This is a genomic window from Desulfotignum phosphitoxidans DSM 13687, assembly GCF_000350545.1.
Taxonomy (GTDB): domain Bacteria; phylum Desulfobacterota; class Desulfobacteria; order Desulfobacterales; family Desulfobacteraceae; genus Desulfotignum; species Desulfotignum phosphitoxidans.
On record NZ_APJX01000001.1, the window covers coordinates 631,397 to 656,492 of the forward strand.

The window sequence follows — 25,096 nt, forward strand, 5'->3', positions numbered from 1 at the left end:
GGCCGTTACACCTTCGGCCGGGGGAGGACGTTTGCTCTTTCGGCAATTTCAGGAACCCGATGCTCCCACTCAATGGCCATTAAATGCACGCCTGCCACACCTTTGGTCTCTTTAAACTCTTCTATCTGCTCACAGGCGATCTTGATTCCCTCATCAGCGACCTGATTTCTCTTAACTCCCTGGAGGCGCCTGATAATTTCATCGGGGACCTCCATACCCGGTACCTTGGCTTTCATATATTTGGCCATGGCAATGTTTTTCATGGGTGTCACGCCGGCAAGGATATACACTTTTTCCGACAATCCCATGTCATTGGCCTGTTTGATCCATTCCCTCATTTTTTTCATATTGTATACACACTGGGTCTGGACAAAATCAGCACCGGCCGCCATTTTTTTGGCCAGACGGTGAATGCGCCATTCAAAGGGTTCCGCAAATGGATTGGCGGCGGCACCAATGAACATTTTAGGCGGCGTATCAATATCCGCCCCCCCTAAAAACTTGCCTTCATCCCTCATTTTTTTGATCATTGCGATCAGCTGCATGGAATCAATATCAAAGACCCCTTTGGCATTGGGATGATCTCCAAACTGCTGATGATCCCCTGAAATACATAACATATTCCTGAGCCCCAGCGCATATGCACCGGTCACATCCGACTGCATGGCCAGACGGTTTCTATCCCGGCATACCATCTGGTAGACGGGTTCAATCCCTTCATTCATAACAACTAACGCCGTGGCCCAGCTGGACATTCGAACCATGGCTCTCTGGTTGTCTGTAATGTTGACCGCATCCACCATCCCCTTGAGCGGGGCTGCTTTTTTTTTGATGATATCAACATTTGCCCCCCGGGGCGGCCCGAGCTCACCTGTGAAAGCAAAATGTCCGGCCCGCAATATCTTCTCAAAATTACCTGCTGACTTCATATCGTTGTTTTCCATGTTATTGAATCCTTTTTGCACGTTCTTTTATTCTCTATCATACTGCGGATAAACGCCCTGGCTGCGGCATATCCTTCTTGCCAGCGCCAGCATATCAGGGATGTCTATACCAATGGGACAATAACATCTGGTACAAAGCACACACCGTTCCCATACAAGATCCCTCATCTCACCCAGATCCTGTTTGTCGACATTCCCTTTTTTTTTGTATAAAACACCCACTGAATTTAAAAACTTATAGGACGGCATGTATTTCGGGTCTTTGTTATGTCCCATAAACAAAAAGCAGCTTTCCGCACAAAGAGAGCAATGGGCACACGCCTTTAAAGACAATTTCATTTTTGCCTTTTTTTCGTCCAATATCGCCCGTATTTCATCACTGTTGACACCTGCGGTATTTTTTTTTCTGAACATCCTGGTTCTCCGGTCCCTGCAAAATTACCAGTTTTTGGTGGCATTTCCGAAACTATACTCGCCCGCCACATTGAAACGGACAATAATCATGTAAATCATATGAATCAATTTTGTGAACGGTATCGCCATCAGCATGAATTCACCGGATAAAATATGCAAAGAAATCAATATCTTATAATTGGAAAACACCTGGTGATATGCCAGATAACCCGTGACAAAGGGGGCTGCGGCAAGGCCGAGCAGCAAATAATCCTCAAAGCCTGTAATAATTCTTACCCTTTCAAGAAAAAGCCTTCGGAATAAAAAAATCAAGATACAGAGAATAACGATCCCGGTTAAAAAATCCGACACATTTTCAGGCAAAGAAACCATGCTGATCCCAAAGGCATTGTCCAGCAATATATTGTGAGCCAGCAAAAATACAGGCACACCGATAAGCAGGACATGAAAAATGGTTGTAACAACCGTCATGAACGGATTGACACCTGCAATGGAAACCTTGAACCACACGATCCAGTCTTTTTTATCAGGGCCTTTTTTCTCCGGACCCTTTGTAAACCCGCCTTTTTGAAACCAGCGCTTCTTACCCCGGTCCACCGCCAAATGACTGGCCGCCGGTCTATTGATAAACTTCCCCGGTCCGGGTTCAAGCTTTTCTATCGGCTGTTCTTTGAGCAAAGACATAAACCGCAGCACCTGAAAAACCACACCACAGAAAAAGATGACAAAAGAGATCCACACCATGGGGCCTCTTATGAAATCATACAGAAATGTCCAGGACAACACCGTTGATAATGCCATAATTATATTCCCTCTATCCTAAGCGAGATACCTTCTCTCATAGGGTTCCTGGATAATCGTACGGGGGGACTGGTTCTGCCATTCCATGTGGGGGCGGACTTTTAAAATATCACCCAGACGATCCTGGTTTTTCAGCCGTTTGTAGATATCAAGCCACGCACAGGGGATTTCATTACTGATTTCACAATTGTCGCCATTGGTCCCGCCGCAGGGGCCGTTGAAAAGCCCTTTGGCGCATCTGGTCACAGGGCAGATTCCGCCCGTATACCCCAGAACGCAATGACCGCAGGCACGGCATCTTTCTTCGTACATGCCCAGATCCTTGTCAATCCCGATAGAAACCGTATTGACAACGGGATGGACAGGTATCTTTGAAAACCGTTGGGCCATGTGCTGCACACCGGCGCCGCAGGCCATGGAAACAAGACAGTCATATTCAGGCGCTTTGCTGTCCAGCTCTTTTAAAAAGGATTCATTACACTGGCGCTCAACCGTATACCCGTCAATCCGCTTCCGGATGCCCGCTTTTTCCAAATGAACCTTCAGCTCTGCGTTTAATGCATTCACTTCTTTCTGCCCCCCCACAAGGCAAACTGAAACGCATCCGCCGCATCCTACATTTAACACTTTTCCATACCCGTTAATGGCATCAAAAATTTCCTGAACGGGCTTTCTTTCTGCTTTGACCACTTCCTGCCTCCATGTTTTATAATATCATCTGATCCTGATGTCGGGATCAGTTCCTTTAAGATCATTGCACTGTTAAATAAACAATCACAAGGCGCTCAACTATTTTTCAAGAATATGACATTCTCCGCAAAGGGTCGGTCCGGTTGGTTCAGAAGTCAGGCTGTAATTATTATGGCACCCCATGCACTGATAATGAAAGGCCTGTGTCGTGTCGATTTCAGACTGGGAATCATGACACGAGGCACACAAAATATCCGGGTTGCCCTCTACAAGATCCGCTTCATCCAGAACATTTTCTCCATTTTCCATCACATGATGGCAATCCAGACAGTCAAAGTCAAACATATGATACTCATGGTCAAATAACACAGGGCCACGATTTTTCCCTCCGCTAAACTCAATTACGGCATCATAAGCATACACTCCCGACACAAAAAAAACACAGGCAAGTGCAAGGACAATTTTTTTCATAGACCTTCATCTTTATTCAGTATTATAAAAAACTGTGATAATATTCTTTTTCGCGCCTTAATGCAAGACGTTCGAGCCGCTCAAATCCACGGCCCGATATTTCCAGCATGTCGGCTTGGTATAACTGACATCTAAGAGAGGGGGATGACGTTCAAAATGGCGGGGTTGCGCCTCAAAAGAATGAATTATTCTGAACTTGATATTTCGCTGAAAGAAACGCGTGAATGAATCCAGAATATCAGGTTATCCGGGCGAAAACCGCGGAAAATGATCCTGCGGTAATCGCCGCTATTACTGATCCGGGTCCCAGCCGCCTGTCACACCAGAAACCATTCCACGGGCCGCCGCAGGCTCACCGGCTCCGGGTAGGGATGGACATACCCGACCCGGAGCATAAACTGCGGGATCATGCCGGCATCGTGATTTTCCCGGATCTGCTGCTTTCCATGGGCCTCTTCCAGGGTCTGGGTCATGGGGTGGATGCCGATCCCCCGGCTCCGGGCCAGAAGCGCCATGCGCTGGAACCGCCGGCCGGCGTCAATCAGTGACGGGACCGAGTTGTCCGGGCTTGAGATCACCATCCATCCCCCTCCTTCAAGGGCCTGGACGGCGGTTTTTTCAACGGCTTTTTTCCGCCAGCTTTCCTTTGTAACATCCGAAACATCCATCAAATGCCGGACCACCCATCCGGAAAGCCCCGTAATCTCCATGCCGTCCGTGGTCAGCCCGTCCCGGTGGGACCGGGCGTCTTTGTCCGAAAGCCTTGTCCAGGCCGCCAGTTCTGCCATGGCCGCATCATTGTCACACTGGCGCCTGAAATTTTCCACGGCAGCCTCAGCCATGAAACGGGCATGGGAGGATGAGGCCGGAAAATAATAAAATCCTTCTCCTGCAGCCGATTCAAACGCTGTGACATCCGCCGGTTTGATCTCCCGGGATGTCAGTCCGTTTTTCACGGTCCGCCGGCTGACAAGGGCCTTTAAATCGCTTTTCTGCACAGACTGGGACGACAGGGCCACCTGAAAAATCTCCCGGTCATGGGGAGATGTCCCCGTCACCTGGATGTGCGCCTTTTTCCCCAGGGCGGCGGCGGCCTGCACCAGGTTTTCCGCAAATGCCCCTAAAGAAAGCATCACTTCCCGGTTGTCCGGATCCACCACCGGCAGGCACCGTTCCGAATCCACGCCTACCACCCAGTGGTCAGGCCCCTCCACCTTCACGGTCCAGGGCTGGCTGTTATGACCGCTGGGTGAAAGCGATGCATAAAACAGGATCTGATATCCCACCGGGTCCAGGGCCCGGCCCCCCGCAGGCGGCTCCGTCAGCTGGACCGGATCAGGCAGCTGCACCAGTTGATTTCTCAGGTCCCTGGCGCACCCTGTGGTGAGCATGGATCCCCCCAGCAGCAGGGACCCTGCTGCCGCCCCCTGTTTGATAAATTCCCGCCGGTTCATTTTATTCTCCTTTCCTGCCTTCTGTTCATTTGGGTCTGTTCAATTTGTCCGTTTAATTTTTTCTGTTTTCTTTGTCTTTCTAATCTGTCTGCCTGATTTGTCACTTTATGGTGACAAATCAGGCCAAAAAAATTTCTTTTTTGCTGTCACCCGGTTTTCTGCGTTTCCAGCAGGCCCTGAATGATCCGGTGAATCCCGGATTCAATTCTTTGCCAGTCCGAATCCGTTTCCAGGCCGATCCCCCCGTACACATCGATGTGGCCGCTTCGGATCAGCAGATAGCTGATGGCCGCGCCCACCAGCATGATGCAGGTCTGAAAATCCGGATCGTTTTTGCCAAAACTGAAAAACATCTGAAAAAATGACAGAATCCCCTGCTCCCGGACCGATTCCAGCTCCCTTGTCAGTTCATTGGCTTCCACCATCTCCCATGCCATGATCCGGATGGTCACGGGCCGTTTTCTCAAACCCTGGATAAACTGGTGTGAAAACACCTTCAACTGCTTTTCCGGCGAAAGCGCGGCAAACCGTTTGATGTCCCCGCCGGCCAGTTCCAGGGTCGAGGGCCAGAAATCCCCTTCCTTCCCGAATGCGGCAATCAGTCCGGGGAGTCCCCCGAAATACCGGTATATCAGCACCTTGTCCACGCCGGCTTCCCGGGCCACGGCATTCACGCCCATCCCCTTGAACCCTTCCCGTGCCAGAAGGCTTCCCACGGCGGCAATCAGGCGCTGCCGGGTCATGGCCTTGTCTCTTGTCTGTACAGGTTTTTTCCGTGTCATGAATCCCCTATATCACCGACTGGTGACATATGTCAAGTCCTTTCTCAGATGAACCGGCTGATGGGTTCAGCAAAGATATTCACCCTGATTTTATTGTATATTTTGACAAAACCCCGAAAAAATGGTCCTATGGCTGTTGAACACACGACAATCGTTCATCCTTTCAAATGAATTTTAAAGCAGGTGTCCCATGAAAAAAATATTGGTTGTTCTCGGTATGGTTTTCTTTCTGTCAGTCACGCCAGCTTCGGCCGGCGATTCGTTTGAGCCACTGTTTGCCGGCCAGCAGACTGTGGACGGCAGCAACGCTCTGGCCGTCACGTTTTTCGAACCCGTGGACACCCGGCAGAGCCTGGACACCTATTTTAACGTGCTGGATTCAGACGGCACGGCCCTGGAGGGATCATGGATCATTTCAAAAGATCCCCAGATTCTTTATTTCACCAATATTGAACCCGCGACCCAGTATACCGTTGTCATTCTGAAAGGACTGAACGCCGCATCCGGCAGGCGCCTGGAAACGGCCAGGGAATTTTCAGTGACCACCCGGGAGATCACCCCGGCCATCAGTTTTGCAGACAACGGCTTCATCCTGGCCTCCCGCCTGAACCAGGGACTGCCCGTCATCTCCATGAACATCGATCAGGCGGACATCGATTTTTTCAGGATCAGGCCGGATTTTATCGATGAATTCCGCCGGGATTTTTCCGGCACGGAACAGATGTACTACCACTACAGCGGCATGCTCAAAAAATATGCCGACCTGGTGTACACGGGCCGATGGGATATCCGGATCAAAAAGGACCTGCGGACCGAAGTCAACCTGGCCGTGAACACCATCGAGCCCCTGTCCGTCCCGGGGGTTTATTTTGCCGTGCTCCGGGGGGCCGGGCACTATGACTACAGCATGAGCTGCACCTGGTTCACCATCAGCGATATCGGACTTCACGCCCGGCGCTACCAGAACCGGGTGCAGTTCCAGTCCCAGAGCCTGGAAACGGCGAAGCCCCTGGCACACGTCGCCATTGCCGGATATGATGCCGACGGCAACATCCTGTTTGAAACGGAAACGGATGCCGACGGCCTGGCCGTTCAGGCCGGCGCATTTGACAGCCTGGCCCATGTCATCGCCCGGTCCGGTGACAGCGTCAGTATCATGCCCATGAACGTGCCGGCCCTGGATCTGAGCGAGTTCCGTACGGCCGTGGCACCTTTCCGGCCGGTGGAACTGTATGTCTACGGCCCCAGGGACCTGTACCGCCCGGGCGAAACCCTGACGCTCAACGGTCTTTTACGGAACCAGGATGGAGAGATGACGGCCCGTATTCCCGTTTCCGGCAGTGTCATCCAGCCCGACGGCCGGACCGTGCACGAATTCACCTGGAAGGGCCGGGACCTGAACCATTATCAGTATGACTACACCCTGCCCTCCGATGCCCTGACGGGCCGGTGGCGGATCGCGTTCAGGCAGGCCGGAACGGACCTGAAGGAATACGGGTTCATTGTGTCTGATTTCCTGCCGGAAAGAATGAAACTGGCCGTTGAAAACCCGGAGGGACAGGGCGACATCCTTGACAGGAACGCACCCGTCTCCATTGCGTTGACAGGGGATTACCTGTATGGCGCGCCGGCTGCCGGCTGCAAAGCCGATGCGGCCGTCCGTCTCAACCCGGCCAGGGAACTGTTCCCGGAAAAATGGCCGGGATATGAATTCGGGGATGCCGCCGATACCTTTTCCCGGTCCTTTCAAACCGGCCCCGTCATCCTGGATGACGACGGGAAAGCCCTTCTGACCATTGACAATGAATGGGAAGACAGTGAGATTCCGCTGCGGCTGACGGCCGATACCAGCCTGTATGATTCCGGGGGAAGACCCGTGGTCCGGACAAAATCATGGCAGATCTGGCCGGCAGATACCCTGGTGGGGATCCGTCTGCTTTCGGAAAACGGCCAGGTGCCCGGCAACAGCACGGCCCGGTTTGAGATCATTGCCGTGAACAAAGACGGCGGGAAAATGGAAGTTGACGGACTCGAGGCCGTGGTCATCAAGGAACACCGGGAATATTACTGGGAATACCGGAATGACCGGTGGCAGTGGCACCATACCAGCCAGTTCTACCCCATTGACCGGTTCACCATAGATGTGGACACGGCCGGCCCGGCCGAGGTCTCCATCCCCGTTGAATGGGGCGGATACCGGCTTGACATCCGCAACCAGGAGACCGGGCTTGTCACCGGCACCAGTTTCCAGGCCGGATGGCTGCCGGAGGGACCGTCTGCGGGACAGCCTGCCAGCCGCCCGGACAGAGTCGATCTGCGCCTGGACAAGCCTTTTTACCGTGCCGGAGACACGGCAAAAATCACGGTCACCCCGCCGGAATCCGGTTCCGGATATCTGTTTGTGGAATCCGACACCAATCTTTTCACCCTGCCCGTCACCGTGCCAGCGGAAGGAAAAACCTTTGACATTGAGATCGATCCGTCATGGAACCGGCATGATCTGTATGTGTCCGCAGTGATCGTGCGCCAGGGAAAACAGCACACCCACACCCTTCCGAAACGCGCCATCGGCCTGGTCCCGCTGCGGCTGGACCGGAGTGACCGGACACTGTCCGTGGCCATCGATGCGCCCGATACCATCGAACCCGATCAGACCATGGATGTCTCCGTCCGTATATCCCATGCGGACGGCCGCACACCGCAGAGGGCCTGGGTCACCCTTGCGGCCGTGGATGTGGGCATCCTGAACCTGACCCGGTTTGAGACCCCGGACCCCCATGCCTTTTTCTTCCAGGGCCGGAAATACAGTCCCCAGTTGCACGACCTGTACCAGGACCTGATCGAGCCCGGCAAAGGGGAATGGGCCCGGCTCCGGTTCGGCGGGGACATGGCCGCGCTCGCCCGGGGCGGAGACAAGCCAGCCACGGATGTCCGGATTGTCAGCATCAGCAAACAGGCCGTCCCGATCGATGACACCGGCCATGCCGTGTTTTCCGTGGACGTCCCGGAGTTCAACGGGCGCCTGCAGATCATGGCCGTTGCCCACACGGACCGGGATTTCGGGTCCGCTGACAGGGAGCTGACCGTGGCCTCCCCGCTCATGACCCAGATCACCATGCCCCGGTTTCTGGCCATGGGAGACAGGGGCAGCCTGGCCGTGGATGTCCACAACCTGACGGACCGCCATCAGGAGCTAAATCTGGAAATGGCCCTGACCGGACCGGTTCAGCTGACGGGACAGACCGCCTATCCGCTCTCACTGGCGCCGAATCAGAAGGAAACGCTCCTCTTCCCGGTCCTGGCCGGACAGGAGACCGGCCGGACAGATATCTTATTGACCATGGACGGGGTAACCACGGATGGCGTGACCCGGCAAATCCAGCGGTCCTGGTTCATTGACACCCGGCCGGCCTTTCCGGCCGTGTCCCGGATCTTCCGGCCGGTCCTGTCCCCAGGGGAGACTTTTGACATCCAACCGGAAGGGATGACGCACCTGATGCCCGGCACCATCGGTGTCGAGGCGGTCCTGAACGCCGACCCGCCCATCGACATTGCCGGGCATGTCGCCCGGCTGAACGCCTACCCGTATGGATGCCTGGAACAGATTACCAGCGCCGTGTTTCCCCATGTGCTGCTGTCTGCGTCCGACTTTGCCCGGCTGGGCATCCGGCGGTCATCGCCGGACGACACAGACAAAAAAATCAGGACCGGTATTCAGGGCCTGCTGGAAAAACAGAAATCCAGCGGCGGGTTCGGGTTATGGGATGCCGACAGCCCGGAAAGCTTCTGGCTGACGGCCTATGTCACGGATTTCCTGCTTTATGCCGGCCAGGCCGGGTTTGACGTGCCGCCCAGAAACCTGGAAAACGCCCTGGAACGCCTGGCCACCTATGTCAGGCGTCCGGCAGCCGTTCGGCCGGCCCCGTATTCCTCCGCCCGGCACGAAAGGGCTGCGGCCCGGGCATATGCGGCGTTTGTCCTGGCACGGGTCCAGCAGCTGAGCCTGGGCGATGCCAGGGCCCTGTACCGGGACGAAATGGATGACCTGCCGGGCCTGCTCGGACAGGTCCAGGCCGGGCTGGCCCTCAGTCTGTCCGGAGATTCCGTACAGGGAAAGCAGATCATTGACACGGCCATTGCAAAGGCATCTGAGATTCAGCGGGATCCCCATCTATTTTGCGGTGACTACGGCAGCCGGGTCCGGGATCTGGCCGCATCCTATTTCCTGGTCTCCCGGTTTCTGCCGGAAGCGGACAATACCGCCCAACTGCTGGTGCTGCTTCAGGAGGAACTGGATGAACGGGAATGGCTCAGCACCCAGGAACAGAACGCCCTGGTCATGGCCGGCAGCATCCGGCTGACCCACCCCGGCAAACCCTGGTCGGCCGCCGTTGCGGCAGGGGACCGGCAGATGGCCCTGAAACAGGACACCCCGGGCCGGATGGTCAGCCTGAACGGGGAGTCCGCCACGGGATTCACCATCACCAACACGGGTACAGACCCCCTGTATCTGTGTGTGACCCTGGCCGGATATCCCGATGAAATGCCTGAAAAAGAAACCAGCGGCATAGGGATATCCCGGCGGTACCTTTCCCCGGGCGGAGACCCTATTGATGTAACACAGCTGGCATCCGGTGACCGGATGATCATCGAGCTGTCGTTTGAAGCACAGAAAAGAGCGCCGGACGGCCTGCTCGTCGATCTCCTGCCCGCCTGCCTGGAGCTGGAAGATCCCCATCTTTCCGGCAGCATGGTCATTGACGATGTCCGGGTGGATGGGCAGCCCATTGCCGCCTGGCACAAACAACTGGACATCCGGCACACGGAATACCGGGATGACCGGTTTGTGGCGGCCGTCAACATCCCGGAGAAAACCCCGCTGCGGATGTTTTATCCCGTCCGGGTGGTCACACCGGGAGAGTTCCTGGTACCGCCGCCCCTGGCCGAGGACATGTACAAACCGTTTATCCGGGGAATCGGAGACACCCCGCCCCTGATCCGGGTCAAGAACCCATGACCCTTATCACTTGAAACTGAACACTTAAAACTTTCATATAAACCCCCATGCCCCTGCGCATAAAAAAAAGATTCCCGGCAGCGGCTGCGGCGGCTGCCGCCGTCGTGATCCTTTGTCTGGTGGTGCTGGATACTGTGTGTCCGCTCCGGCTGGAAGACCGGCCCTGGTCAACGCTGGTGCTGGCCAGAGACGGGACGCCCTTGAGGGCGTTTGCCGATGAAAACGGGGTATGGCGGTACCCCACCGACCCTGCGTCCGTCTCACCGCTCTACATCCAGGCGCTGCTGACCTATGAAGACCGGTGGTTTCATTACCACCCCGGTGTGAATCCGTTCTCTTTTTTCAGGGCCCTGATACAGAATATCCGGGCCGGCCGGATCGTGTCCGGCGGTTCCACCCTGACCATGCAGGTGGCCAGGATTCTCTACCCCAACCGGCGCACCCTGGCCGGCAAGATGACACAGATATTGCGGGCGTTCCAGCTGGAGGCCCACCTGTCCAAAAATGAGATTCTCACCCTGTATCTCAATTATGCCCCGTTCGGTGCCAACATCGAAGGGGTCCAGACCGCGAGCTTTACCTGGCTGGGGAAAAAAGCGGACCGGCTTTCCCATGCCCAGGCTGCGTTGCTGGCCGTGCTCCCCCAGGCGCCCAGTTTTTACCGGCCGGACCGTCACCCGGAACGGGCCCGGGCCGCAAGGGACAAAGTGCTGGACCGGATGGCGGAATTCGGGGTGTGGTCCCCGGAACAGGTCAGGGCGGCCAAACAGGAGACCGTGGCGGCATTCCGGTTCCACCCGCCCATGGATGCCCCGATTCTCGCCAGACGGCTGTTTTCATCCGCCCGGGGCCGCCCGCTTCTGCACACAACCATTGACTACGATCTCCAGCGCCATCTTCAGGACATGGTCATGGAGTATGTCACCCCACTGGGAAAACACCAGTCCGGCGCTGCCATGGTCATGAACCTTCAGACGCTGGAGGTGCTTGCCTATGTCGGCTCTTCAGATTTTTCCAGTAAGGACAGAAACGGCCATGTGGATATGATAAGGGCGGTCCGGTCCCCCGGTTCCGCATTAAAGCCGTTTTTATACGGCATGGTCCTGGATGAGGGCATCATTCATTCCCATTCCCTGTTGATGGATACCCCCCGGTTCCGGAAAGAGTACGACCCGGGCAATTTTTCCCGGGGGTTTTCCGGACCGGTCACCATGACTCAGGCATTGAGGCGCTCCCTGAATGTCCCGGCCGTCCAGGTCCTGGAAGCGTTCGGACCCCAGAGGTTTCATGACCGGCTGGTCAATGCCGGCGCCGTTCTGGACATGTCCGGGCGGCCCAACCTCAGCATGGTCCTCGGCGGGCTGGGCACCCGCCTTGAATCCATCCTGGTCCTGTATTCCGCCCTGGCCCGGGGCGGCCTGACGGGCATGCCCAGACTGCTGAAAAGCGATCCCGTCCGGGAACGGTACCTGATGTCCGAAGGCGCGGCCTGGATCATCAGCCGGATCCTGTCCCAGCCCATGCCGGGATTCGAAGGGATCAGCCGCCTTTCCGGCCGGACCCCCATGGCGTGGAAAACGGGCACCAGTTATGGTTTCAGGGATGCCTGGGCATTCGGCATCATGGGGGAGTATGTGGCCGGCGTCTGGGTGGGGCGGCCGGACGGAACGCCCTGTCCCGGGCAATACGGCGCCGTCACGGCCATCCCTTTGCTGCAGCGGGTGATTGAAAGTCTGCCCATGTCTGATTTCAGGAAAAAACAGCCGGACTCCGTCACACTGGAACCGATCTGCTGGCCCCAGGGCACAATGAAATCACAGACCAGAGAAGACTGTGTTGTCACCCACGATGCCTGGATCCTGGACCACCAGTTCCCGCCGACCCTGAACCCGGACGACGCGCCGGCAGCCACCCTTTCGCACACGTTCTGGGTGGATGCCTCCGGCCGCCGGGCCAGCCCCTCCTGCGGCGGAATCCACACCGTCACCCGGTCTGTATGGCCCGCAGCGGCCGAACCCTGGCTCCCCTCTGCCTGGAAGGCCCGAAACATTATTCCGGAAGCCTCCCCGGACTGCCCGGATATCGCCCCGTTGACGGGCACCCGGATCCGCATCACCTCGATCTTTCCCGGCAGCATGATGTCCAGGCCCCCCGGACAGACGGCCGTCCCGGATATCCCGCTGTCGGCTCTCGGCGGCTCCGGCCGGCTGCACTGGTTCCTGAACGGCGAACCCGTTGCCGTGATCCCGGCCGGCAGCACCGGCGCCATTGCCCTGCCGCCCCCCGGTGCCTACCAGCTGGCCGTGGCCGATGACAAGGGCCACGTGGATATGGTCCAGTTTACCGTCCTGTCACTGGATTGATGCGGCCGGTGCCGGAACGTCTGCCCCAGAAATGCCCCCTGGCCGGCTGCCGATCTGCCGGGCAATGAACGGGTGCGCGCCATGTGCGCCTGGGCCTGGTTTGACCATCGTTCCAATACCATTTGCCGAAAATTGCAGCGCTGTCATTTTCGGCAAATACCGATTTATCTCCATATCATCCAGGCACCTCTGTGGTCCCAGCGCTTCAGTGCAAGAAAAATGACTCTGCAACTATAGCCACCAGGACTTTTAATAATATTGTTGCCTCTAAATTTAGCACTTGGGGAAATCCATTGTTGATGTAGTCCTCAGTCATAATTCTAAATATTCTTCCAAAGAATACGTTCATGGTCTCCGTTACAGCGATCAACTAAACCTTCGGCCTGGAGACTGCCCAACATGGTTGCCTCATCACAGACTATGATTCGATTCTTTGTTGATGGATGTAAAAGCTCATTTAAAAAACTTGTAATGGTCCCGGATTCGATTCCAGTGTTTGAACGTAATTCTTGTGCTGCCTTAACGAGGCCCTTACTACTCACAGACTTTGAAACTTCAACGATTTTTTCCCACGCTCTCATTTTCTATCAAAACTTTTTCTATATCTCCCAATGTAAAGCGGCCTATGCTGATTTTTTAGTGCCCTTTCTATAAGTTGTTCTCGGGTGAAAAGACACTCTGTTTCATGGAGGGATTGGATGGCTAATTGTTCATTATTCTAACACTGTTCGAAAATATGACGATGCTTGAAACTTGCCTGTATTATCATCAATTTGGGTCTCATCACAGCACTGTTCGAAATCTGAACGCTTAAAGATTTTTTTATACTCTACGCCTTTCAACTTTTATATCCTTGTAATCCAATTTTTTATTGAGCTTTTTTACATAATTACTTGATATTAAAGACAATTATGTTAATAGGCAAGGAGCAAAAGGCATCTTTCCTCGTAGTGGCATTCCCCTTGCTATTATAGAGCATATTCGTTGTTCATAATTTTTAATTAGTTTTTTTCTAAGGAGGACTGCAAATTGAGCGTGAATGTAACCATGCCGAAACTGGGTATGACTATGAAAGTGGGTAAAGTATCCAAGTGGTATAAAAATGAAGGGGATGCCGTTGAGAAAGGAGAAAATCTATTCGAGGTCGAGACCGAAAAGATCACCAACCAGATCGAAGCATCCGGAATTGGCACTTTGTTTCAGATCGTCGTACCTGCAGGTGAGACCGTTCCTGTTGGGACAATTGTAGCGGTTATAGCCGAAGAAGGAGAGCAGCCTGAGCGGATAGAAGGTATCCAAGCTGGTGAAGTAGTTGAAATGGATGCAAATGCAGCACCATCAACCTCCAAAGAGGCTGAAACTGGGCCAAAAGAAAAGAAGCCAATATTATCGACCCCTTCGGCCCGTCGGGTAGCCAAAGAACTGGGGGTTGATTTGACATTGGTTCCGGGGTCAGGTCCCGATGGAAAGGTAAAAGAGGCCGATGTCGTTAAATTCCATGAAGAAGGGCCTCCCGCTCCTAAAATAAGCCCTCTGGCCGCTGAAATGGCAAAACAGGAGGGGCTGAATATCGAAGATATTACCGGGACAGGAGAAAACGGAAAAATCACACGACAGGATGTAGAAAATTTCCTGGCATCGGGAAAAACTGATGCGCAGGATACGCCTGCACAACCGAAGGTAATCCCGTTTGAAGGGATGCGCAGAGCCATCGCAGACAATATGCATGCCAGTTTGCAGAATGCTGCCCAGCTGACCACATTCACTGAGGTGGATGTCACGGAAATGGTACGGTTCAAGGAACTTATCAAAGCTGAGTATAAAAAGGACGATTCCGTAAAAATTTCATATAACGATATCATCGTAATGGCAACTGCCCGGGCATTGATGAAACACCCCATCATGAACTCCACACTGGTCGGTGAAGAGATTTTGTGCCATGGCAATGTTCATCTGGGTATTGCTGTAGCACTTCCGGAAGGGCTCATCGTTCCAAAGCTGCGTAACGCAGAAAAGAAAAATCTCCTGCAAATCGCCAGGGAAGTCAGGGTGCTGGCGAAAAAGGCGCGGGAAGCTGGTCTGGTAATGGAAGAAGTTACCAATGGGACCTTTACTATCAGTAATGTCAGCATGCTCGGCATGGATGGATTCACCCCGGTGCTCAATCCGCCGGAAACCGGTATTTTGGGTGTGGGCCGTGTGATTGAAAAGCCAAGTGTATTTAATGGCGAAATTACCATCCGGCATATGATGACACTCAGTCTGACTTTTGATCACAGAATTGTTGATGGTGCGCCTGCCATGACTTTTTTAAAAGACTTGGCCCGGTATCTTGAACAACCGATGCTGATCATGGCCTGACATTTCAAATTTAAACCATTAAATCCAACAAGGAATAATAATGTACGATGTAATGATAATAGGCGGAGGCTCAGGCGGTTATGCCGCTGCAATTAGGGCTGCCCAGTTAGGTGCAAACGTTATTTTAGCGGAATGCGGTGAAACAGGCGGGACATGTGTGAACAGGGGTTGTATTCCCAGTAAGGTCTGGCTGAAGGCCGGGGATCTCTACAGTCAGATGAAAAAAGCCGATGCCTTCGGTATCAATTTCAGTTCCGAAGAGATTGATCTCAACACCCTCAAAGAAAGAAAAAGCGGGGTTTCAGCCGAGATCCAAATGGGTATGGAAGCACTGATGCAAAACAACGGTGTTGAGTTCATTAAGGGGCGTGCAGTTATAAAAAGTCCGCGGGAAGTCGATGTGGACGGTCAGACCATTGAAACCAAAAAGATCATCGTGGCCACAGGCAGCTCTTTGGAAGCACCTGATATACCGGGACTGGATAAAGCGGGCATGACCACCGATGATGTGCTGGAAATGACGGAAGTGCCGGAATCGATCCTGGTTTGCGGGTTCGGTTACATTGAGGTGGAGATGGCCTTTTTGCTCAATACATTCGGATGCAGCGTTACCATGGTAGGAAACGCTGCACGAATTCTACCCGGGGAAGATTCGGAAACCAGCCAGAGGATTGCACAGGCCTTAAGGGAAAAGGGTGTTCAAATTATTCCCAAAGCATCTGTGGAGTCAGTTAAAACCACCAAAAAAGGTTCTGTCTGTGTGCTTTCTGGTGCCAAAGAGGAAAGCGTTACCGTGAAGAAAGTCTTGGTATCAAAAAGGATCCCCAATACCAAAGATCTGGGGTTGGAAGAGCTTGGCGTCAAATTAAATGATGACAACGGTATCCAGGTGAATGACAGACTCGAGAGCAGCGTTGAAGGTATTTTTGCCATCGGCGATGTAACCGGCGGCTCAATGCTCAGCCATACAGCTTCCTCCATGGCGGTCTTTGCAGCAGAAAACGCAATGGGACAAGACAATTGCTACCCGTTTCATCTGATCCCCAGATGCCTGTGGACCCAGCCTGAAATGGGTTCGGTGGGGCTGTCCGAAGATGAAGCCGAAGAAAAAGGTTATGATGTTGAAACCGGGGCATTCCCCTATGCCGTCAATGGCCTGGCCATGGTTCGCAACCAGGTGGACGGTGCTGTGAAAGTGGTCTTTGATACCAAATATGGTGAGATTCTTGGAGTACATATCGTCGGATCCAACGCCACCGAAGTAATTGGCGAAGCGGTTATGGCCATGCAGCTTGAATGTACAGTTCAGGAGCTGGCCAGGAGTATCCGGGTGCATCCCACTTTTTCTGAAGCTGTGGTTGATGCGGCCAGAGACGCCGGCGGCTGGGCATTATTCCTGCCTAAAGGGTAGTTTTAAAATGAAAGATCTTCAAACTATTGACCTGGGGAGGCTTGATTATGATCAAGCTCTTAGCCGCCAGCACCAGCTGGTCGCTGATCGGATAAAAGGCCATATTCCGGATAGTCTGATCCTGGTTGAACACCCACCGGTTATTACCATCGGACGGAGTGGAAGCCTGGAAGATCTTCGTGTAGCGAAAGAGTTTTTGGCCCCAAAAGGTGTCTATCTGCAAAAAGTGGACAGGGGCGGGAGGGCAACCTTTCACGGTCCCGGACAACTGGTTATTTATCCTATTATTAACATCAGTGACACTGACATTCACGTCTTTTTAACGCAGTTAACAGGCAGTGTATCTGATGTGCTTGAAGATTATCATCTGGTTCCTGAGTTAAAAAAGGGACAGCCCGGTTTATGGGTCAATGACGCTAAAATCGCCAGCGTCGGCTTGGCGGTGAAAAAAAAGGTGACTTACCACGGGATTGCCCTGAATGTCAGCATCGATCCCCACTGGTTTGACCTGATTAATCCCTGCGGACAAAAGGGAGCAAAAATAACGTCCATGGATATAGAGACGGGGGAGGCGTTTGATATGTCAACGGTTAAAAAGTTAGTGGTTGATCATTTTTCCCGTCGACTGGGCTACAACACCCGGGTGCTAATTCCAGGGCCCGATAAGCGCCCTAAATGGTTAATCAAACCTGCAGATGACCTTGAAGCTGTCAGGGGAATGGAGACGCGGTTGGAGCGCTTGGATCTGGCCACCGTCTGCCAGACCGCCCACTGCCCGAATCAGGGAGAATGTTTTCACCAGGGGACTGCCACCTTCATGATCCTGGGAACACGCTGCACCCGCAGATGTCGATTTTGTGCTGTGGATAAGGGCATCCCCTATCCTGTCGATTACCGGGAGCCTGAACGGGTTGCCATGGCAGTGAGTGAAATGGGATTGACCCATGCGGTTGTAACTTCAGTGACCCGGGATGATTTGCCGGACGGTGGTGCCGGTCTGTTCGCAGCGACCATCCATCGTATCCGGCAGGATTGCCCCGATGTGTCAGTGGAGGTGCTGGTGCCAGATTTTCAAGGGCAGACCTCGTCCCTTGAAACGGTATGCGCGGCAAGGCCGGATGTATTCAACCACAACATTGAAACCGTTCCCCGGCTGTATGACAGAATTAGGCCCAAGGCTGACTACCGGCGCTCTTTGAGAATTTTATCTTATGCCTCGGACCAGGGTCTTCTGGTTAAATCAGGTTTGATGCTGGGCCTGGGTGAAACCTGCGATGAGATAAAGAACACCCTTAATGATTTAAAATCTTCCGGTTGTCAATCGCTGACCATTGGACAGTATCTGGCTCCCTCAGGGGACCATGCGATGGTGGCTCGATATGTGCCGCCCGAGGAATTCGATGTGTGGGCCAAAACGGCCAACGATATCGGGTTTAAGCACGTATCCTCAGGGCCGCTTGTCAGAAGTTCCTATCATGCCGGGGACATGATAGGCAAAACCGGGGGCGGGTCCAATAACGGCTCCCATAGAAAGGCAGGATGATGAATTCAAAACGGTTTATCGTTGAAATCGGAACAGGGATTGATCTGCATGGAGAAGACTTTACCAAGGCGGCCTGCAGAGCAGTGAAAGACGCGATTTCAAAAAGTTGCTTGTGCGGGTTGGTGGAAATCTTGGGTATAGAGGATCTCAATGCGGTTTCGGTTGATATCGTTGTAGCCTCACCAAAGCCGGAAGATGTAGACCTGTTGCAGGTCGAAAAGATGGCACCCATCGGAAAGAAAACCGTCAGTTCTGTAAATGGCGGGATGAGAGTGGCGGGGTTGTGTGTCCCCAATTTTGCAACTGATTGTGATCAAATCGTTGTAGCCAATGCCGCTGTGACGGTTTCCATTCCTGAACTGAAATCTTGAATGGAATTTATGTTTGCTGTGTGGAGTGAAGGTATAGAGTCTAAACAATAAATCAAACAGTATCATATGACGCTGTTTATTAATCTTAACAATCAAGGAGGAAACCAATGGAACTGACCAATGAACAATTAGTAAAAATGTACACGACTATGGTCAAGATTCGAACTTTTGAAAATCGGGTTGCCGAGCTGTTTGCCGACGGTAAAATCCCGGGATTTGTTCATCTGTATGTGGGGGAAGAGGCTGTGGCCACAGGGGTGTGTGAAAATTTAACTAACAATGATTATATCACCAGTACACACCGGGGCCATGGACATCTTCTTGCCAAAGGCGGTGATATCAACAAGATGATGGCAGAGTTGTTCGGGAAGAAGACCGGCTACTGCAAAGGTAAAGGCGGTTCAATGCATATCGCTGATCTTGACCTTGGTATTATGGGGGCTAACGGTATTGTGGGCGGTGGGCCTCCATTGGCTTCCGGTGCAGCCCTGGCGTCCCAGTATATGGGTAATGACAATGTCGCTGTCTGTTTTTTTGGTGACGGTGCCTCTAACCAGGGTACGACCCACGAAGCAATGAATCTGGCGGCTTGCTGGAAACTGCCGGTGGTGTTTGTTAATGAAAATAATATGTACGGTATCTCCTCCTGCACGCTTAATTCCATGTGTGTTCCCAATGTTGCCGATCGTGCAGCAGGATACGATATACCCGGCGTGGTTGTGGACGGAAATGATGTTATCGCCGTTTGTGAAGCAGCATCTGAAGCTGTAAAACGGGCCCGACAGGGAAAGGGACCGTCTTTGATTGAATGTAAAACCTATCGCCACAGAGGACATTTTGAAGGAGATCCGTGCTCTTATCGTGATGACGATGAAGTTGCCGAATGGAAAGAAAAAGATCCGATTCCAAGGTTAGAAAAAAAATTGTTGGAGATGGGACTGCTTACAGAAAACAAAATTGAAGAAATTCAAACAGAGCTTCAAAAGGAACTGGCCGCAGCTGAAAAATTTGCTGACGAAAGCCCGCTTCCAGATGTGTCTGAACTGTTGGAGGATGTGTATACCTAACCAATGGGAATATTTTTAAAAACATCTTTAATCGTAACCAGTAAAAAAATTCAATCAAAGATAAGAATCCAACAAGGAGGATTAACAAAATGCCTAATATGACTTTTGCAGAAGCAATAAACGACGCCCATGTTATTGAAATGGAACGTGACCCCAATGTTTATGTCGCAGGAGAGGATGTCGGAATTTTTGGAGGGTGCTTTGGTGTGACGGCCGGGCTTATTGACAAGTTTGGTGATAAACGGGTCAAAGATACTACTATTACTGAAAGCGCCATTCTCGGCACGGCGGTTGGTGCGGCAAGTGCCGGCTTAAGGCCTGTTGTCGAATTGATGTTTGTCGATTTCATCGGTGTGGCCCTGGACCAGCTTTATAACCAGGGTGCAAAAATGAAATATATGTTTGGGGGGAAAGCCAAAATCCCGATGGTGATGCGCACAGCATGCGGTGCCGGAATCGGGGCTGCCGCCCAGCACTCCCAATGTTTGGAAGCCCTGTTCATGCATCTGCCGGGATTGAAAGTCGTCATGCCCAGCACACCTGCGGATGCCAAAGGGCTTTTGATCGAAGCGATCCGTGATGACAACCCGGTTGTTTTCCTTGAACATAAAATACTTTATGCCATGGAAGGGGAAGTTCCAGAAGGAGATTACACGATTCCCTTTGGCAAGGCGGATATTAAACGCGAAGGCAAAGATGTCACTATTGTTGCAACGGCCAATATGGTCCATACCGCTTTAGGCGCAGCCGAAAAACTTGCTTCAGATGGTATCAGTCTTGAAGTGGTAGACCCCCGGACACTGTATCCACTGGATATGGAGACCATTATCGGTTCCGTTAAAAAGACCCACCGGCTGGTGGTGATGCATGAAGAGGTCAAATTTGCCGGATCAGGCGCTGAAATCGCTGCCCAGGTGGCTGAAGACGCCTTTGATTACCTGGATGCACCGATCGTACGCGTGGCTGCACCTTTTTGTCCGATTCCTTTTTCACCACCACTGGAACAGGCTTTTATTCCCAGCGAAGCGCAGCTCATTGATGCTGTTAAGAAAGTAATGGCATAAATTGCAGAAATTGAGTGTCTTTTTTGGCTGGCATTTTAGAAAAGGCACTCAATTCTAATTATAAAATGGAGGTAAATCATGGAGAACAATGAAATTGAAGTGGCTCCATTGCGCATGGGGACTGCAATTAAAGGTTTGGTATTAATCTATGGTCTGACCATTATTTCATGCATCATCGTAAATATATGGATGAAAGCATCACCGATTGGCCCGTGGACAGGAGATGATATACAGGCGTGGTACTGGTTTGACAATGTCACATTACAACTCATGGCCCTGTGGTGGGCGCTTCTATTTGTGGTCGTGGGTAATTGGCCGTTTAATTCGATTGAAAATCCTTTAGTGAAAGGTATTGTCATAATAGTCGTGTCCTGGATTTTGGGCTGGTTGACTGCAAAAGGGATTTATTGGACTGGTCTGGGAGCAGGATGGGTCTTTCCAATTGTCGGTAGTATTTATTTCCTTCTGGCATTTTTTTCTTTTACCGGCGAAAATTGGATAGTGGCTAATCTTAGTCCTGCACGACAATTTTCTGTACTCCTGCTGCTGATATGGGGATTGACCTATATTATCACCAATACAGGTTTGCGCTGGATACCGGCATGGTGGTTTCCATTTCTCCAAATGGGATCAGCTACTACACTGTTGGCTTATTGGACCCGTAAAATGCCTCAGCCGGTTAAATCAATAACTCAGATGTTGATTTTGTTTCTCTGTATATGCATTTTCCTGTGGGCTTCTAAGCTAATGGGGGTCTGGGATCTTAAACAGGATGGCGTTTCGACATTTTGGAATCTCGGATATTTAACACCGGACAATAACTGGCTGCTCTGGTTCATGGTTGGATGTTCAGTCGTTTACGGTGTACTTATTCCGCTGCATAACTGGCCCTTTACCAAAATTCCTATGCCTTGGGGTGGAATCGCAGCCAGTGTGTTTGCCATAGCCCTTATTTTTGTAGTGACTGGTTTTTTGAAATCCCTTATCGGGTCAGTCTTTACTGACATGAATGAGGCGTTGACATACGGATATATGGGTGTGAACTGGTCTTTTGTCATTCCATTAATTTTTGGAATCGGTCTTGAAAAACCTTATCTTTGGACCGGACAGAAAACACCCGGTACCTGGGAAGATGTTGACGGATAATTTTAAAAAACTTCTCCGCTGGTGCAACGGGAAAAAACCCTGAGAGCATTAAATAAGGATAAACATGTCATTGATCGGTATCGTCGCCAATCCAGCATCAGGAAAAGATATCCGCCGGTTAGTCGCCTACAGCAGTGTATTCGACAACCAGGAAAAAATCCGCATTGTGCGTCGCGTTCTTCTAGGTCTGAAAGCCACAGGTATTGAGCATGTGGCTTTTATGCCAGATTACCACGGGATAGTGGAAAAGGCCATGGAGGGGGTGGAAGAAGAATTTACCGCAGAACGACTGCAATTTAACGCAAAGGCCGACCAGCGTGATTCCATCAAGGCGGCTCAGTTGTTATCTGAGCAGGGAGCGTCCTGTATTATCACCCTGGGTGGTGACGGTACCAACCGGGTGGTGGCTATAGGGGCGAATCAGGTTCCGATTTTGCCCCTATCAACCGGCACGAACAACGTTTTTCCCTATATGATCGAAGGAACAGTGGCAGGACTTGCAGCCGGACTGATCGGTACTGGGAAAGTCTCCAAAAAAGAGGGAACATTTCAATCCACGCGCCTGGAAGTTATCATTGAAAATAAAGTTGTCGACATCGCAGTGGTTGATGCCGTGGTGAGTACGGATCTGTTTGTCGGATCTAGAGCCATCTGGGAAATGGACAAATTAAAACAGATTTTTCTGAATCGATCCCATCCTGCAAACATCGGTTTTTCTTCCATCGGCGGTATGCTCAATGCTGTCTCGCCGGATGAGCCCCGCGGCATGACCCTGAAATTAGGAAAAAAAGGCCGGTGTGTCACAGCACCCATAGCCCCGGGAATTGTTGAACAGGTGCTGATTGAAGATATGAATTTGATGAGACCCGATGAAAATATGGATATTACGGTTACACCGTGCGTGGTAGCACTGGATGGGGAACGTGAGGTTGAGATTAAAAAGGGACAAAAAGCCGCGATCCGTCTTTCAACGAACGGTCCTTTTGTCGTGGATGTATATCAGACAATGGCAGTTGCAATGGAAAAGAAAATTTTTCAGGCCGGAAGCATAACTAATGCAATAGACTGAATAGATTTTAAAAAAGGAGACTAAAATGGCTTTAAAAGCTGCATTTATTTTTTTGGCACCAGGGGTTGATCCTGATAAAGATCGGCAGACCGTGATGACACCCCAGGTAGAATTAACTGCTGTTGCAGCCGGCAGCTATAAAGAGGCGCAGGCACTTGCAGTAAATCTGGTTGAAGAAGGCATTGAGGCTATTGAATTGTGCGGCGGCTTCGGCAACACGGGTGCAGCACTCATTGCAGAGGCGGTGGCCGGGAAAGCGGCTGTGGGCGTGGTCCGTTTTGACGGCCATCCGGGTCTTGAAGGGAAAAGCGGAGATATGCTGTTCAAATGAAAATTTCTATTATTTCAGCAATAATATTTACGACTCTAATTGTGCACATACCCTGGGATGCATACGGTCTGGATGGAACGACCGCGTACACAGGCGAGGATTGTTTTGAATGCCACGATGAAATGGTGGAGGATCATGCAGTTTCTGTACACAGTGATATTTTATGCCTGGAATGTCATACCCAGGCACTCGAAGAAGACCATGAAGCACTTGATTTTGATCCGGTTAACTGTGTTCAATGTCATGCACCACATACGGAAAAAAACCTCCATGATGCCCATACACGAGTAACCTGTAAAGCCTGTCATGTACAAGGCGGCATTCCAACAATAGATCCCGAGTCAAAAAATATCATTTTCAGCGGCGGGTTCAGGCCGGGTATGGAGATGCTACTCCACCAGGCAATAAATGCGTCGTCAGAGGAACAGTGTGGGGAATGCCACTTTCAGGGGAATGCCGTGGGGGCTTCAACCATGGTGCTGCCGGCCAAAAGTATCCTGTGCATGCCCTGTCATGTGGCAACGATATCAGTGGAAGATAAAACCAGCCTTGTCTCTTTGTTTATTTTCATCATCGGTGTTTTGGGACTGGTTTCCGTCTGGTTTTCAGGCTCAATAGCGAAAAGAGAGCCAGTGATCTTTGTAAAAAATAAAACCGGGGCCCGATTCAAATCATCCGCTCTTTTTGGGGGCGGAATTTTTCATTTATTAAATGAGATCTTTGTAGAAGCAATTTTGTTGAAACGGCTTTTCCAGCAGTCCAAAGCCCGCTGGATTATTCATTCCCTCATCTTTTTCCCGTTTGTATTCCGTTTTGCTTTCAGCCTGGTATCACTCTTTTTTTCGACCATTTTTCCGGACAGTTTCGTAACCATTGCCCTGCTTGATAAGAACCATGTTTTCCGAGCCCTGTTTTTTGATGTGACCGGTCTGATGATCCTGGCCGGGTGCACGACCGCTATGATTAACACAGGAAGGAACCAGGGTGAAACAATCGATTCTCTGCCAAAGCCGGGGCGAGGTATGACGGCGATGATAGGACTCATCGTCCTGGTGGGATTTATTTTGGAGGGGATGCGTATTGCCATGACCGGATGGCCCAACGGGTCTCAAGCGGCCTTTGCAGGCTACGGCATCAGTCTGCTGTGTAAAGACATGATGGGGTTAAACGATATTTACGGATATGTTTGGTATGCCCATGCCATCCTGACCGCTGTTTTTATTGCCCTGATTCCATTTACACGTATGAGACATATTATAACAGCCCCCATTGTACTAGTCATCAATTCCGTATCCCGGAATCGGATTTCAGAAAAAGACCGTACCGGGAAAAGGGAAATTTAAACTGTTTGTAACGATAAAAGGAACAATATTATGGAGCTACATGGTTATGAAATGCCCGAAGAGTTGTACTATGAAAAAAATCACTACTGGGTGAGAATCGATGGAGACATCCTGGTCATGGGCATGGATGATTTTGCCCAAAAAATGGCCGGAGATATCATGTTCGTAAAAATCCCTTTTGCAGGGAAAAAACTCAAAGCCGGTAAAAAACTGGCACAGGTGGAATCAGGTAAATGGCTGGGAAAAGTTTATGCCCCGGTCAATGGTGTTTTGATTGAAGGAAACCAAGCCCTTGAAACTGATCCTATGCTCATTAACAAGGATTGCTACGGTGAAGGATGGATGTATAAGATTAAACCGGCGGACATGGGCGAAGTAGAGAATCTGATCCATGGCAGTGATGCTGTTGAAGAATGGCTCCTGGCCGACATTGAAAAATATAAAGAAGACTGAT

21 protein-coding genes are annotated in these 25,096 nt (G+C 51.7%); 13 read left to right on the forward strand and 8 right to left on the reverse strand.

The genetic code is table 11. The features are described from left to right. Positions 1–5: 5 nt before the first annotated feature. The 7 genes from DPO_RS03010 to DPO_RS03040 all read right to left on the reverse strand — a co-directional run bounded on the left by DPO_RS03010 (position 6) and on the right by DPO_RS03040 (position 5,556). The gene (locus DPO_RS03010; RefSeq protein WP_006964201.1) at positions 6–944 is read right to left on the reverse strand and encodes a methylenetetrahydrofolate reductase; all 939 of its coding nucleotides are present in this window, start codon (positions 942–944) and stop codon (positions 6–8) included. Between the two features lie 27 nt (positions 945–971). Next, entirely contained in the window at positions 972–1,358 is a 387-nt protein-coding gene (locus tag DPO_RS25975; protein WP_006964202.1) for a (Fe-S)-binding protein, read from the reverse strand. 24 nt (positions 1,359–1,382) lie between these two features. Beyond that, positions 1,383–2,159, reverse strand: coding sequence for a hypothetical protein (locus DPO_RS03020; protein ID WP_006964205.1), 777 nt, complete (start codon positions 2,157–2,159; stop codon positions 1,383–1,385). A gap of 18 nt (positions 2,160–2,177) precedes the next feature. Continuing rightward, positions 2,178–2,849 carry a methylenetetrahydrofolate reductase C-terminal domain-containing protein gene (locus tag DPO_RS03025; protein ID WP_006964207.1) on the reverse strand — a complete coding sequence of 224 codons (672 nt, stop codon included), beginning with the start codon at positions 2,847–2,849 and terminating at the stop codon, positions 2,178–2,180. Between the two features lie 99 nt (positions 2,850–2,948). Further along, positions 2,949–3,320 (reverse strand): cytochrome c3 family protein, encoded by a 372-nt coding sequence (locus DPO_RS03030; RefSeq protein ID WP_006964208.1) that lies wholly within the window; start codon positions 3,318–3,320, stop codon positions 2,949–2,951. Positions 3,321–3,637: 317 nt separating this feature from the next. Then, entirely contained in the window at positions 3,638–4,774 is a 1,137-nt protein-coding gene (locus DPO_RS03035; protein WP_006964212.1) for an Acg family FMN-binding oxidoreductase, read from the reverse strand. Between the two features lie 146 nt (positions 4,775–4,920). Beyond that, positions 4,921–5,556 carry a TetR/AcrR family transcriptional regulator gene (locus tag DPO_RS03040; protein WP_040011408.1) on the reverse strand — a complete coding sequence of 212 codons (636 nt, stop codon included), beginning with the start codon at positions 5,554–5,556 and terminating at the stop codon, positions 4,921–4,923. Positions 5,557–5,746: 190 nt separating this feature from the next. Here DPO_RS03040 and DPO_RS03045 point away from each other — a divergent pair, with 190 nt between their 5' ends. Together DPO_RS03045 and pbpC are read left to right on the forward strand one after the other, a co-directional pair. Further along, positions 5,747–10,573, forward strand: coding sequence for an alpha-2-macroglobulin family protein (locus tag DPO_RS03045; RefSeq protein ID WP_006964214.1), 4,827 nt, complete (start codon positions 5,747–5,749; stop codon positions 10,571–10,573). A 47-nt stretch (positions 10,574–10,620) separates the two neighbouring features. After that, positions 10,621–12,936 (forward strand): penicillin-binding protein 1C, encoded by a 2,316-nt coding sequence (gene pbpC, locus DPO_RS03050; protein ID WP_006964215.1) that lies wholly within the window; start codon positions 10,621–10,623, stop codon positions 12,934–12,936. A 320-nt stretch (positions 12,937–13,256) separates the two neighbouring features. On the opposite strand, the gene DPO_RS26680 is transcribed toward pbpC, so the two are convergent. Continuing rightward, the gene (locus DPO_RS26680) at positions 13,257–13,517 is read right to left on the reverse strand and encodes an AAA family ATPase (protein ID WP_083911964.1); all 261 of its coding nucleotides are present in this window, start codon (positions 13,515–13,517) and stop codon (positions 13,257–13,259) included. Positions 13,518–13,971: 454 nt separating this feature from the next. Between DPO_RS26680 and DPO_RS03055 the strand changes: the two genes are divergently transcribed. From DPO_RS03055 to DPO_RS03105, 11 genes are all read left to right on the forward strand, one after another. Continuing rightward, positions 13,972–15,297, forward strand: coding sequence for a dihydrolipoamide acetyltransferase family protein (locus DPO_RS03055; RefSeq protein WP_236609896.1), 1,326 nt, complete (start codon positions 13,972–13,974; stop codon positions 15,295–15,297). Positions 15,298–15,337: 40 nt separating this feature from the next. Then, a complete protein-coding gene (gene lpdA / locus DPO_RS03060) occupies positions 15,338–16,708 on the forward strand; it encodes a dihydrolipoyl dehydrogenase (protein WP_006964218.1) in 1,371 nt (456 codons plus the stop codon). A gap of 7 nt (positions 16,709–16,715) precedes the next feature. Further along, entirely contained in the window at positions 16,716–18,251 is a 1,536-nt protein-coding gene (gene lipA, locus DPO_RS24395) for a lipoyl synthase (protein ID WP_006964219.1), read from the forward strand. After that, positions 18,248–18,622: a Lin0512 family protein gene (locus DPO_RS03070; RefSeq protein WP_006964220.1), complete on the forward strand. Its 375-nt coding sequence runs from the start codon at positions 18,248–18,250 to the stop codon at positions 18,620–18,622. Before lipA ends, DPO_RS03070 begins: the two co-directional genes overlap by 4 nt. Before the next feature lie 107 nt (positions 18,623–18,729). Next, positions 18,730–19,689 (forward strand): thiamine pyrophosphate-dependent dehydrogenase E1 component subunit alpha, encoded by a 960-nt coding sequence (locus DPO_RS03075; RefSeq protein ID WP_006964221.1) that lies wholly within the window; start codon positions 18,730–18,732, stop codon positions 19,687–19,689. 89 nt (positions 19,690–19,778) lie between these two features. Next, positions 19,779–20,753, forward strand: coding sequence for an alpha-ketoacid dehydrogenase subunit beta (locus DPO_RS03080; protein WP_006964222.1), 975 nt, complete (start codon positions 19,779–19,781; stop codon positions 20,751–20,753). Positions 20,754–20,831: 78 nt separating this feature from the next. Continuing rightward, positions 20,832–21,899 (forward strand): hypothetical protein, encoded by a 1,068-nt coding sequence (locus tag DPO_RS03085; protein ID WP_006964223.1) that lies wholly within the window; start codon positions 20,832–20,834, stop codon positions 21,897–21,899. A 64-nt stretch (positions 21,900–21,963) separates the two neighbouring features. Further along, the gene (locus DPO_RS03090) at positions 21,964–22,968 is read left to right on the forward strand and encodes an ATP-NAD kinase family protein (protein WP_006964224.1); all 1,005 of its coding nucleotides are present in this window, start codon (positions 21,964–21,966) and stop codon (positions 22,966–22,968) included. Between the two features lie 25 nt (positions 22,969–22,993). Next, positions 22,994–23,299: a DUF6506 family protein gene (locus tag DPO_RS03095; RefSeq protein WP_006964225.1), complete on the forward strand. Its 306-nt coding sequence runs from the start codon at positions 22,994–22,996 to the stop codon at positions 23,297–23,299. Further along, the gene (locus DPO_RS03100; protein ID WP_006964226.1) at positions 23,296–24,642 is read left to right on the forward strand and encodes a cytochrome c3 family protein; all 1,347 of its coding nucleotides are present in this window, start codon (positions 23,296–23,298) and stop codon (positions 24,640–24,642) included. Before DPO_RS03095 ends, DPO_RS03100 begins: the two co-directional genes overlap by 4 nt. Before the next feature lie 51 nt (positions 24,643–24,693). After that, complete coding sequence (locus DPO_RS03105) at positions 24,694–25,095, forward strand: glycine cleavage system protein H (protein WP_051069322.1); 402 nt, start codon at positions 24,694–24,696, stop codon at positions 25,093–25,095. Position 25,096: the final 1 nt, after the last annotated feature.